We start from the raw sequence: 12,339 nt of genomic DNA, 5'->3' as shown, positions 1-12,339 counted from the left end.
TGTCGCTCCAGCCGGACGGCTGCGCGTTCGTCGTACTGGGAGAGCGCGATCCCCCCGGGGCCGTTCTCCGGCTGGAGAATCCTTATCGGGTGAACGATTGGCACGATGCGGTTCGAGCTCTCGAGAGCCTGGATGAGAACGACACCTATAGCTGGCTCGGCTCGGAGCAGATGCTGCCTCTCGTGAAACGCTCCAACGCGGTGATCTATGCCATCGCCCGCGGCGAGCCTCCCGTCATGCCCGATCTGAGATCGGACGTGGGCCGAAAGAGCTGGGTATCGTCGCGGCGGACTCACGGGGCACGCACGCGTCTTCTCCGTGAGCTCACCGAGGAAAGTGGGGGGCGGCTCCTCGAAGCCACGTCTTTCGAAAAGCTGCAGGAGCTCTTCCTCGAGATCCTCGCCGAGATGAAGACCCGCTATATCCTGTCGTACAGTCCGCCGGAACCCGTTCGGGAAGGCTGGCACCGGCTCGAGGTCAAAGTCAGAGAGAGGGGGGTCGATGTCCATGCTCGCCGCGGCTACACCTACGAAGCGGAACGTTAGTCTCTGCGCCGCGCTCCTCTTTCTCGCCGTCAGGGGCGAGGCCGGCCCCCAGGAGCTCGCAGGCGATTGGCTAACGCGGAACGAGCCCTTCCTCGTCTCGGTGGCCGACCGACTCTGGCACATGGCCGAGCCGGCCCATCACGAGATACGAACTTCCGCCTATCTCCAGTCGGAGCTCGCGCGGGCTGGATTCGAGATTCGAACCGAGATCGCGGGGCTCCCCACGGCATTCGTCGCCGAGTACGGAAGGGGGAAGCCCGTCATCGCCGTCGTCGCGCTCCTGGACGCCCTCGCTGGAGCCGGAGACGAGCCGGCGTGGCACGGCTGCGGGCACCACTTGATCGGCGCCGGCGACCTCGGTACGGCGCTCGCACTCCGTGAAGCGATCGCAAGCCAGGGTGTCCCGGGAACCATCCGTTTCTATGGCGCGCCGGCCGAAGAGATCTACCACGGCGGGGTGTATATGGTTCGCGCCGGAGCCTTCGACGACGTCGACGCTCTCCTCTTCTGGCATCCCTCCTCGGTGACCACCGTCATCGGCCGAAGCGGGCTCGCGATGGACTCGGTGCGCTTCTCGTTCCGAGGTCTCGCTTCCGACGCCACCGACGCCCCGGAGAAAGGACGAAACGCCCTGGCGTCCGCTCTTCAGCTGTCTTCCGCGGTCGACGAGGCGCGCGTCGACTGGCCCGCCCCCGCGGTCGTGAATCACGTCTTGCTCGAGGGTGGCACGTTACCTTCCGTCGTCCCCGAGCGGGCGGTCCTCTGGTATTTCCTCCATGCCCGGGATCGCACCGCCGTCGATCGGATTCGATCCGACGTGGAGGAGCTCGCTCGGAAAGTCGCGATTCGGACGGAGACCGAGCTCGAGATACAGGTTCTCTCTTCCACGCGGCATTGGCTCATCAATCGGGAGCTCTCCAAGATCCTCGATCGGAATCTGGGAGACGGGCACATCCCGCTGTCGTTCACCGATGAGCCCGTTCCTATCAGCGACGACACCGCGGAGGCGAGCTGGGTGACGCCGCGAGGCGGCCTTCTGGTGCAGGCCTTTCCCGAAGGGACGCCGTCTCACAGCCGCGCGTGGAACGACTCGGGAAGATCGCGCCTTGCCCGAGAGGCCATGATGCTTGCCGCGAGAACCCTCGTGAGGACGGCGCTCGAATTGATGCTCGATGGGGAGACTCTCGAGAGAGTGAAGCGGGAGCTCGAACGAGAGACGGCCGGAAAACCCTACCGTTCGCCGCTACCCGAAGGGCGAGGGCCGTTCGATTTCCTTCCACGCCCGCGCTCAGGAGAGAGCAAGGAGCCGCGGTGAGTCTCGGGCCGAATCGGGGAATTCCCGCTTCCGTTTGGTCGACGGACGCTCAGCGGAGGCGCCCCCGATTCATGTCGTCGCCTCGATACGAAGCGCGCTTCCGGGCGAAATCTCGACCGCGGAGCGCAAGCGAATCCGCAAGGCGCCGTCCTCGATACTCGTGTCCGCGGGAATCTCCGAGCCGGTGAGAGTCACTCTCGCGTTCATGCTTTCCGAGCCCGGGCTGGCCGAGATCGAGACCTGCTCGAGCGTGAGCGCATCCCCATAGAGGTATCTCAAGGAGGCATCGATCGCCGTCTGACTCCTCTCCTGCTCGTAGACACCCCAACCCGTCCCCGCCGACCAGAAGGTCACGAACCGTCCCGCCTCGCTCTTCGGTGAGAAGGCGATGGCACGTTCGGGCCCGGAGTACCGAAACCCCGAGAGCGCGAGCAAGAGCGACCAGCTCGCGAGGGCGCGGGCGTAATGATTTCCGCACTCCACCTCGTTCCACGGGTTGCGCCGCTCCCCGTCGTAGCGGCTTCGAACGGCGCGAACGATGCGGAGGCCTTCGTCCACCATGCCCTCGTAGATCAGGTGGGCGGCCACCTGATATTCGATGCCGGTCCAGACCTCGTCGGAGTAGACGAAGGGGAGAAGCGGCCGGCTGCCGCGCGGCCAGGAGCAGAGCAGGAGTCCGGCTTCGTCACCGAGGGCGAAGATTCGTTGTGGATTCGAATGGTCGCGCAGCGTCTCCTTGAAGTTGTAGCGGTAAACGGATCGGATGGCGCTCCGCACGTGCTCTTGGGGAAGGACGTAGCCCATGCCCACCACATGGGCCATCCACTGGCCGAGCATCTGATCCGAGAGACAGCCTGCCCCGACCTGGTATTTTTCCTCGCGCGCACGCTCGAAAGCCTGCACATAGAACTCACCATTCCAGGTTTCCTCGTCGAGCAGCCGTCGCCCGCGCTGTTCGAGGTCGCGGTAGCTCGTCGCCGTGCTCTCGTCCCCCACCGCGCGAGCCATGACCGAAGCACAGCGAAGGGCGGCCAAATAGATGGCCCCCATCATCGGGTTCGGCCCGCGAAACTCGATGTCGTAGGTGTTGTGCTGAACGCCTTCCGTGACGCCGTCGCGATCGGGATCCCAATCCTTCCAGGCGAATTCCAGGGCGAGCTTCGCCTTCGGCCAGTGACGCTTCAGGAAATCCAGATCGCCCGAGAGCTGCCACTCGCGGTAGAGCTTGACGATCGTGCCCATCTGGCCGTCCGCGGCCGCGTGGGGGAAATCCCACTTCTCCGTCTCGAGCGGCACCCGGGTGCGAAACACCATGAACCCGGACTCGTCCGTGTTGCGATCGAAGTCGACGTCCCTCATCGTGCGCTCGAGCGCGGGGAAGAGAAAAGCGAGCGCCTGCTCGTAGTTCCATACATGGGTGCAGTTCAACGGGCAGCACCCGTGGTCGTCACCCGTACCCTCGAACGCGTAGAAGTTACCGTCGCTCGCGCGGAAGCAGGTATTCGTCCGGATGATCGACATCTGGCTCGAGACCGCATCCAGAATCTCGGCGGGCGCCGTCGTGGAGAAGAGCGCGTCATGAAACAGGCGTGTCTCGCGTTCGAGGCGGGGGAGCTCCCCCGCGGCATAGGTGGCGACGGCCCAGGCGTCCTCGAAGAGGCTTCCGTAGAAGTTGCCGATGATCGGGCCGCCGCGATTCGGCTCGTAGCCGAATATCTCGTTCACCCAGTAATTCTGGCGGTTACCGAAATGCCAGGTAATCAAGAAGGGGATGGTTGCCGTTTCCCCGGGTGCCAGGCGGACGATGCCGCCGATTGAGCCGATGTCGGTCTTGCCGTCGGGGCTCTCGTCGGATTCGATCACGGGATCCAGGCGACCGTCTCTCCCGAAGTCGTCCCAGAAGAGGCTCTGGGCGTCGAACCACTCGCCCCTCGTCCACCTCGTCTGGAAGGTGGTGTCTTTGGCCAGCGTGGCGAGCACGAGGCTTCCGAATCTCCGATCGTCCGAGGCCAGCCGTGTGGTCGTCATCGAGATCCCTTTGAGGGACCTCTCGTTACGATAGGCATTGACGTTCCCGCCGCGCAGGTCGCCACCCGCGGAGTTCTGGAGCGAGCCCATCACCGTCGCCTGCACCGTGCGCTCGTGCCGGTTCGTGAGATGCCAGTAGAAGACGGCGAGAGGAAGGCCGGAGTCTTTTTCGTTGCCTGGAATGAAAGGGTTGAAGCATTCGAGAGAGATATCGAGGGGAACGCGCTCGTCGATGAGCTCCACGCGTGCGAAGGGGTACGATCCGAGGAAGCGGCTCCTCTGGAAACGCGGCATGCCGGGCATACCGGCGCGTGGAATACCGAAAGCGCCGCGATAAGGAGGCGTGAGCTCGGACTCGAGCAGCATGGTCCTGGGCTCCCTCCCGTCCGCCTGAAACCAGAGTGCGAAGAAAGTATTCTCGGGGTCTCCGCCCTTGTTGGGCTCGTTCATGACCTCCCAGTCGCGAAGCTGACCCCGCCCGCCGAGGGAGACCGTGCCGGTGCCAATTCCTCCGAGTGGAAAGCCGATCTCGGAGAGAAACGGCTCCTCGAACACACGCCAGACGTGCTCCCCGACGCTCGCTTCGTTTCGCGGAGCACGATTCGCCGCTTGCTGGCGGCCGAGACCGATGAATGGCGCCGCGCTCAAGAGCTTGAGAACGTCGCGTCTCTCCATTTCAGCTCCCTCGTTTCAAAACGCGTCCGGGAAAAGCGCCGGTCGTCTTCCCGTTGGAGTAAACGAGAGCTCCGTTGACCCAGACTTTGTGGATCCCCTCCGAGATGGCATGCGGGTCATCGGGCGTCGCCCGATCGATGACGGTAGTCGAATCGAAGAGCACGAGGTCCGCCTTCATTCCGGGCGCGATCCGCCCCCGATCGGCGAACCCCATCTGCGTGGCGGGAAGAGATGTCATCTTGCGCACGGCATCGGGGAGGCTCAGGACACCACGTTCCCGCACGTAGCGGCCGAGAACGCGAGGGAAAGAACCATATCCTCTCGGATGTGCCCCCTCGAGCGCTCCGTCGGAGCAGAAGCTCATCGGCTCCCACTTCATGAGCTCTTCGATGTCGGCCTCCTCCATGCTCGTGGCGATGACGCTCTCGACATCCGTCTCACCCCGCGCGCGCGCGGCCTCCGCCATGCGGATCAGATCCATCAGCGTCGTTTCGGGGTCGGTGCCCCGAATCGACGCGATCTCGGCAAGGGTCTTCCCGGCGTAGGAGGGCTCGGGGCGATAGACGGGTATCAGCATGCCCTCGGGCGAGGTGATTTCGGTGATCGCCAGGGATGCCGCGTCGCGATCGTCGAAGTTGCGCTCGGGAAACAGCACGGTAAGCGTCGATTGCCAGTAGGTGTACGGATAGATGTCGGCGAAGACCGTGACACCCGCCGCACGTGCCTCGTCCAGTTTCTGCAAAAGCTCGCCCGCTTTTCCAAAGTGAGCTCGCATGGCGAGCTTGGTGTGGGAGATCTGGACTGGCAGGTTCGCGTCCCGTCCGATCGTCAGGATCTCGTCGACGGCATTCCAGAAGTCGCGATCCTCGCTCCTCAGGTGGCTGATGTAGCTTCCGCCGAACGCCGCCGCTTCGCGGGCGAGCACGACGAGCTCCCCCGTTTCCGAGTAGATGCCGGGGTCGTACTCGAGACCGCTTGAAAGCCCGAGCGCTCCGGCAACCAACTCCTCGGTCAGAAGCTGCCTCATCGCCTCGACCTCGGCCTCGGTCGCGGGCCGACGGAAGTCCTCACCCATGACCTCGCGTCTCAAGGTGCCATGTCCGGCGAAGGAAGCGATGTTGACCGCCGGGGGCTCGCGCTCGAGTCTGGAGAAGAGCTCCGCGAGAGGGAACATCGAGCCCCCGTCCTGTCCGCTCACGAGTGTCGTCACGCCCTGGCTGACGGCCGCCAGAGCGTCCCGGTGGGTCTCGATCTGTCGGTCGCCGTGGCTGTGGGTATCGATGAACCCTGGAGCAAGAGTCAGGCCGCCGGCGTCGAATGCCTCGTAGCCGGACGGGACTTCGTCGACCAGCCCTCGAATGCTGTCGCCTTCGACGACGACGTTCACGTTCCGCGCGTCCGCGCCGGTCCCGTCCAGAACGGACGCTCCCACGATTACGAAACCGGATGGGGGAGGGGACTGTGGATTGCAGGCGACGAGTACCGCTATCAGGAGAACCGACGCCATCCGCATGTGCGGGACGTTACGCTTACGGGCCGATACTGTCAACGGCAGGCTGCTCGAGGAGAGCGGTTGACGGTATCGATTGCCGTCCTTACCATGAAAGAAGCTCCTTTTCTCGATCCCATCTCGAAGGATCCCCGACATGCCCGGCGTTTTGTTCTTTCTGCAATCCGCTTTCAGTCTGTGGATGCTGGTCGATGCGATCGGCCGCCCGGGAATCGCGCGCTACTGGTACTGGGTCATCTTGATGCCCTTCGGTGAGTGGTTCTACTTCTTCAAGTACAAGATCCACGACCCCGATTTCGCCTGGCTCAAAGCGCCGTTTGGTGCGCTCCTCGACAAGCCTGCCTCGATCGAGGAGCTCCGCTATCACACGGAACAGACGCCGAGCCTCCATAACAAAGTAAGGCTTGCGCAGGCGCTGCACGATGCCGACGCGTTCGGGGAAGCCAGCGCGCTCTTCACCCAGGTTCTCGAGAGCGATAGCTCCTCGCGAGACGCGCTCTACGGTTTGGGGCTGTGCCGGATCGGGGCTGGTGACCTGGACGGCGCGATCGCGCCTCTGCGAAAGCTCGTCGAGCTGGAGCCGGCCTATCACCACTACGACGGATTCGCCAAGCTCGCCCAAACTCTTTGGGAGTCGAATCAGCGGGACGAAGCCCTCGCCGCGCTCGGAAAGCTCGTGAAGCTGAGCCCTCGCATGCCGCACCGGGTCGCTTACGCGCACTACCTCGGTCTCGCCGAAGACCGGGCCGAGGCCCAGACCCAGCTCACAACCGCGCTTCAGGAATTCGACTACGCTCCGAAGTATCTGAAACGCAGCCATCGCGCGCTCGCCAAGCGAGCGAAGGAGATGTTGCGACAACTGTCCCAATAGCCTCGGGCGGACTCAAGGAGCGACTCGCGTCAGAAAACATCGAAGAGAGGGCCTATTGGATGGGCGCCGTACTGCGGGAGGCGAACACTCGCGACGTGTGGCTCTTCACGACTTCGGACGAGATCCGGGCGCTCTGGCCACGCCTCATTCCTTATCTGGGTCGCTCACGCAGTATGTGGGCTTGGCTTCTGGGACTAGCGGCGCCCGAATGGCCGCCCGCGGAAGCACGACGTGGCTAGCGAGTTTCAGCTCGCGCGATGATGCTCCGGTATACGGCACGGGCTCGATCGATGGCGTCGCGATATTCGCGTCGTTCCTCCTCGGTGCGCAAGCTGTCTCTCGCCTGCACCCGCTGCCATAGCTCATCCACCGTGGCGAGAAGGAAGCGGGCGTCCTCGGCGGATTCGTAGCCGGCGCCGCCTCGCACGACGTAGACGGGCGACGTCTGCGCGAACGGAAAGGCGTCTCCAACGTACTTGCTCGGAGGACCCATCGCCTGGGCCGCCACCCAGCCGCTCGTCGATAGCTCGATGTCGGTCTCGAGCTCGACGCGATTCCGCTCCGCCTCGACCGGAAAGCTCCGCGCGATCTCGCCATTCACCACGATATCTACCTTCTCCAGTGGCGCGATCGAGAAGACGCGCAGAGTCGCTTTCAACGCGGCCGGGTCGCCCTCGCCCCGCTCGATCGTGTCGCCCGGACTCTTCCCATCGACCGTGAGAAAAAGGAGCGGGCCGCTGGTCGCAAACGTCCGGCCCGCCTTCACCGCCTCGAGCCAGGCGCGGTATTCCAGCGGACCCTCGATATGGGCGTAGGTTCTCGCCGTACCACCCGAAGGATCGCGGTAGACGTCGGAGAAGTTGTCCGTGCCGCCGGACGCCGCGATGCGGAACCCGCAGTTCAAAAGCCGGTAATACATCGCCGCGGATTCCTGCTCGAGCGATGCGATGGAGATCACGTCGAAGAACTCTCCTCGACCGAGCGCCACATGCACGGGAATATCTGCGGCCGAGGCCTCGGACGGTGTCCCGACCGGAGCGTTATAGGGATGCACGAAGCCGCCGATGCCGCCCTGCTCGCGAGCGGCGTCGAGGTGGCGGAGCTTGAGGACGTCCGCGGAGTACGGCGTACTCGGCGCACCGCCAATGAGCGGCATGATGAAGCGGTCGAGCCCGAGGAGCGCCACGTGGCCATACGAGCCACGAAATTCCTGGGTGTAATAAAGGATGTGGTCTTTCGTCGAGCGGATATCGGGCTCTCCCGTGAGATCGGTCCAGCGACCCATGAGCTTGGTACCGTCCATGTGGATCAGCGCGTTCGTGACATGGACGTCGTCGGCGACGAGCTGGGCGAAGAACGAATCCTGAGTCAGTCCAAAACGGCCCTCGTGTAGATCGTGCGTATGGGTGTCGCCCGAGTACCAACCCTCGGCGGGGGCGTCGATCAGTCGATCGAGCTCGAGGCTGACCTCGATCGTGCCTCCGGCAGGGACGACCACCTGAGCTCCCGCGGGCACGAACTCGAAACCGCGCATCGCCTCGACCGCGACCTCGCCGGCCGGGACTTCGACATCGAACGTCCCGGTGGTATGGAAATAATGAGTCCCCGTGGTCCAGCTCAAGCGTTGGAATCCGCCGTCTTCCGCGTAGGCGCGACCGTCGCTCGCCCTGAGCAGGATGCGCGCCGGAGTCGTCTCTCCGTCATGAGCGACAACCCTCCCTCGCAACCGTCCGGTGGCCACGCGAGCGCGCCGAGACGGCATGGCGACACGCTTCCGCGCCGAGCGCGCGCCGCCGTCGGACGAAAGCGTGTACAGAAGCGTCGGCCCTTCGTGATTCGAAACGAAGGCAACTCGCGAGCCGTTGTGGCTGAAGGTAACGTCGAGCTCGTCCAGGGGATCTTCGGTGAGCCGGATCCGATTGCCTCCTGTGGCGGGAATGACCGCGATGTCGTTCGAGCCCGCCGCGTCCGAGATGTAGACGAGCCTGGTGCCGTCGGGTGACCAGGCTGGCTTCGGCCGGTAGCTCGTCTCTTCATAATGCACGAGCTCGGGCTCGCCCTCGGGCAGAGCCATGACCCAGATCCCGCCGCTTCCAAGCCGGCCTTCGACCGGCGAGACGAAAGCGAGCCGCGTCCCGTCGGGGGATACCGCGGGATGGAAGTCGTGCCCGCGACGGCTCACCACGAGGCTGGTGTGCCCCGAGGCCAGGTCGTAACGGTAGATGTCCAGGTCGCGCTCGCGGTGGCTCGTGAAATAGAGGCTCGTTCCGTCTGCGGACCAGCTCGGCTGAAGATCGAGTCCCTCGCGGTGCGTGAGGCGACGAACCGTTCCACCGTCTGTTGGAATGAGGCCCAGCTCGAAATCGCCATCGACCTCGATGACAACGGCGATCTCGGTTCCATCGGGACTGATGCTCGGCTCATAGTAGTAACCGGGGCCTTCGGTGAGAGCCACGGCTTCGCCCCCGTTCGCGGGAACCTTCCAGATGTCGCCCCGCATCGCAAACGCGATGAACGCTCCGTCCGGACTCCAGTCGGGATCGAGCGGTCCGGTCGAAACCGCCGGCAGCATGTGGAATTCCAGCCGGGTCTGGGCCATTGCGCCAGCGGCGAGGCCAGACAGGATGAGAACGGAAGAGGCGATGCGAACCATGAGCCGATTATTGTCCGAATGGGGTGGTCACGGGATCGCGAGCCCAGCCTTCCGGAGCCCCTCGATGAAGTCGTCGAGGAGCTCGCCCGTCCCGTGCCACTTCGCCATCTCCGCTCTCGCCACCTTGGCGTAGTTGGGTACCTGGGCCAAGACCTCGCCCAGCGCCTTTTGGGCCGCCTCGGGCTCGCCGAGCTGCCCGTAGGCCGCAGCGAGAGCCGCATGAGTATAGAAGTAGCTCGGCATGTTGATCTTCCGAGCGATTTCGAGTGCTCCGCGATAGTCCTTCTTCCGGTAAGCGTTGAAAAACGAGCCGAACCGGTACCAGCCGGGATGATGCGGGTTCAGCTCGAGGGCCGATTCCGCCAGCCGGACGCCGTGCTCCCAGTCGCCGGCGTAAGCCATGAGAATCCCCATGAACGCTTTTGAGTCTCCGTCCATCGGGTTCAGGTCGATGGCCCGCTCCGCGGCATTTCGGAAGTCCTCGAGCTCACGTCGAAAGAAACGAGCGACCGCCAGCGCGGAATAGGCGAGGTGATTGGCGGGAGCGAGCTGCACCGCGCGACGCGCCATCTCGAGCGCGCGACCGAGAGGGTCGGGTCCGGCGTTGAAACCGTGCTTGTATTCCTCCGCGTAGGACGTCGAGAGGCAGGCGAGGCAGTCGGCGTCGTTGGGGGCTTTCGCGATCGCTTCCTCGAGGCAGATCCGTACGGCGGCGTGCTCCTCGGCGTCGATCCGCTCCATGTAGCCGAAGCTCCGCAGAACGGCTTCGTAAGGACTGAGCTCCTGGGGGCTCTTCCCCCGGAGTGCGGCGCTCGCGGTGCGCGGGAGAACTCCGTGCGCGTCTGCGATGGTAGAGACGATCCGGGGCACGATCTCGTCCTGGAGATCGAAGAGATCCTCTGAGCGGAAAGAGCGATCGTAGGTCTCCGCCCAAAGGTGAGCCCCGGAGCTCGCCTCCACGACCTGGGCGGCGATACGAAGCTTCGGTCCGGCCTGGCGCAGGCTTCCTTCCAGAATATAGCGAGCGCCCAGCTCCCTTCCCACCGAGCGAACGTCGTAAGCCTCGTTCTGGTATTGGAGCGTCGAGCTTCGCGAGATCACGCGGAGGTACGAGAATCGCGACAGACCGGTCACGATGTCCTCCGAGAGCCCCTCCGCGAGGGCCTCCAGGTTGGGATCCGTGCCGCGATATTTGAAGGGAAGGACCGCGATCCAGAATCCCTCCTCGGCGCGCGTTGCGGCGGAGTCCGTGCGACGGGTGTTCGATGGTGAGCCGGTCTGCCACTTCGAAAGGGTCTGGTAGACTTCACGCGCCGACTGGAATCGGTCCTCCGGCCTTTTCTCCAGGCAACGTTCGATCACGGCGGCGAGGCCTTCCGGCAGATCGGTCCGCACTTTCGCGATCGACGGTGGCCGATCGCGCAGGATGGCCGAGGCGAGCTCGGCGGTGGAGCTTCCGGCGAAGGGTCTTCGTCCGGAGACCATCTCATAAAGAATGATGCCGAGGGAGAAGATGTCGCTCCGATGATCGACGGATCGGCCCGAGACCTGCTCCGGAGACATGTAGGGCAGGGTGCCCATCACGACGCCCTCTCGCGTCTGGAGATCGGTTTGGAGCTCGGAGCTCGCCGCCGAGAGCTGCCCCATCTTCGCGAGTCCGAAGTCGAGTATCTTGAGCCTCCCGTCCGCGGTGATCATGAGGTTAGCGGGCTTGAGGTCGCGATGGACGACACCGCGCTCGTGCGCCGCCGCGAGTCCATCGGCGAGTGGCAGAGCGAGCGGATAAAACCGTTCGATAGAGAACCCTCCCTCGGGGAGCAGGCGCTCGAGGGTTTCTCCTTCTACGAGCTGCATCGTCAGAAAGTGAGCGCCCTCCGACTCCTCGACCGAGAACACGGTCACGATGCTCGGGTGATCGAGCGCGGCGAGCGCCTTCGCCTCGCGGCGGAACCGCTCGAGACGCTCGGAATCGGAGGCCATCTCCGCAGGCAGGATCTTGAGAGCGACCTCTCGCCCGAGCTTGGTGTCGGTGGCCCGGAAGACCTCGCCCATACCGCCAGCGCCGAGCTTTTCGACGATCTGGTAATGCGCTAGAGAAGTACCGACCACGGCTCAAAGCATAGGCGCATTCGAGAGGAAGTCAACCAGCGATGGGTCATAGGGTGGTCGCTCGCGCTTCGACCCCATGACGTGAGGACTGCCAGCCTCACTCGTACTTGAGAGCGACCAGCGGGTCGATGCGGGACGCCCGGCGTGCCGGAACGAGGCAGGCGAAGACCGAAGCGGCGATGAGAACCGTGGGCGCGAGCAGGAAAATGAGCGGGTCGAGCGCCTCGACTTCGTAGAGCAAGCTGCTCAGCGCTCTCGCGAGCGCTACCGCCAGCAGGAAACCCACGAAACACCCGAGCGCCGTCAAGCGCAGCCCTTCGCTCAGAACGAGCCATAGGGCCTGGCCGCGACTGGCGCCGAGCGCTATTCGGATCCCCAGCTCTCGGGTGCGCTGGGCCACGCTATACGCTCTCAGTCCGTAGACTCCGATGATGGACAGCAGAAGCGCCACGCCTCCGAATAGCATGAAGATCCGGGCACCCGCTCGCACGAGCCACAACGCCATACTCTCTTCGAGAAACATCGACATGGTCTCGAGGGTCAGAATCGGTAGCCGCGAGTCGACGGCGCGCACTTCTCGTTGGACGGCGTCGAGCTGGCTAGCGAGCGCTTCCTCGCCCGCGACCGAGGAGG

The 12,339-nt window shown here is 64.3% G+C and carries 8 protein-coding genes; 3 read left to right on the top strand and 5 right to left on the bottom strand.

Translation table 11 applies throughout. The features are described from left to right. Together VEK15_11105 and VEK15_11100 are read left to right on the top strand one after the other, a co-directional pair. Positions 1–545, top strand: a 545-nt coding sequence (locus tag VEK15_11105) for a hypothetical protein (protein HXV61233.1), incomplete at its 5' end; no start/stop codon positions are given. After that, on the top strand, positions 502–1,860 hold the full coding sequence (locus VEK15_11100; protein ID HXV61232.1) for an amidohydrolase: 1,359 nt from the start codon (positions 502–504) through the stop codon (positions 1,858–1,860). The genes VEK15_11105 and VEK15_11100, both read left to right, overlap by 44 nt. A 69-nt stretch (positions 1,861–1,929) precedes the next feature. Here the strand turns inward: VEK15_11100 and VEK15_11095 are convergent, their stop codons facing one another. Then, the gene (locus tag VEK15_11095) at positions 1,930–4,563 is read right to left on the bottom strand and encodes a GH116 family glycosyl-hydrolase (GenBank protein HXV61231.1); all 2,634 of its coding nucleotides are present in this window, start codon (positions 4,561–4,563) and stop codon (positions 1,930–1,932) included. 1 nt (position 4,564) lies between these two features. Further along, positions 4,565–6,211 (bottom strand): D-aminoacylase, encoded by a 1,647-nt coding sequence (locus VEK15_11090; protein HXV61230.1) that lies wholly within the window; start codon positions 6,209–6,211, stop codon positions 4,565–4,567. On the opposite strand from VEK15_11090, the gene VEK15_11085 reads away from it, so the two are divergent. Continuing rightward, positions 6,210–6,944, top strand: coding sequence for a tetratricopeptide repeat protein (locus VEK15_11085; protein HXV61229.1), 735 nt, complete (start codon positions 6,210–6,212; stop codon positions 6,942–6,944). The two genes, VEK15_11090 and VEK15_11085, sit on opposite strands and share 2 nt — an antisense overlap. Positions 6,945–7,179: 235 nt before the next feature. Here the strand turns inward: VEK15_11085 and VEK15_11080 are convergent, their stop codons facing one another. From VEK15_11080 to VEK15_11070, 3 genes are all read right to left on the bottom strand, one after another. Then, on the bottom strand, positions 7,180–9,597 hold the full coding sequence (locus tag VEK15_11080) for an LpqB family beta-propeller domain-containing protein (GenBank protein HXV61228.1): 2,418 nt from the start codon (positions 9,595–9,597) through the stop codon (positions 7,180–7,182). A gap of 27 nt (positions 9,598–9,624) precedes the next feature. Next, the gene (locus VEK15_11075) at positions 9,625–11,706 is read right to left on the bottom strand and encodes a protein kinase (GenBank protein HXV61227.1); all 2,082 of its coding nucleotides are present in this window, start codon (positions 11,704–11,706) and stop codon (positions 9,625–9,627) included. Positions 11,707–11,803: 97 nt separating this feature from the next. Further along, positions 11,804–12,339: FtsX-like permease family protein (locus tag VEK15_11070; GenBank protein HXV61226.1), on the bottom strand; the 536-nt coding region annotated here is incomplete at its 5' end.

Source organism: Vicinamibacteria bacterium (assembly GCA_035620555.1).
In the GTDB taxonomy this organism is placed as follows: domain Bacteria; phylum Acidobacteriota; class Vicinamibacteria; order Marinacidobacterales; family SMYC01; genus DASPGQ01.
This window is presented reverse-complemented; position numbering and strand designations above follow the sequence as displayed.

Coding starts and splice junctions, on each gene's coding strand:
- VEK15_11100 (HXV61232.1), top strand. CDS start 502: ATGTCCATGCTCGCCGCGGCTACACCTACGAAGCGGAACGTTAGTCTC.
- VEK15_11095 (HXV61231.1), bottom strand. CDS start 4,563: ATGGAGAGACGCGACGTTCTCAAGCTCTTGAGCGCGGCGCCATTCATC.
- VEK15_11085 (HXV61229.1), top strand. CDS start 6,210: ATGCCCGGCGTTTTGTTCTTTCTGCAATCCGCTTTCAGTCTGTGGATG.
- VEK15_11090 (HXV61230.1), bottom strand. CDS start 6,211: ATGTCGGGGATCCTTCGAGATGGGATCGAGAAAAGGAGCTTCTTTCAT.
- VEK15_11080 (HXV61228.1), bottom strand. CDS start 9,597: ATGGTTCGCATCGCCTCTTCCGTTCTCATCCTGTCTGGCCTCGCCGCT.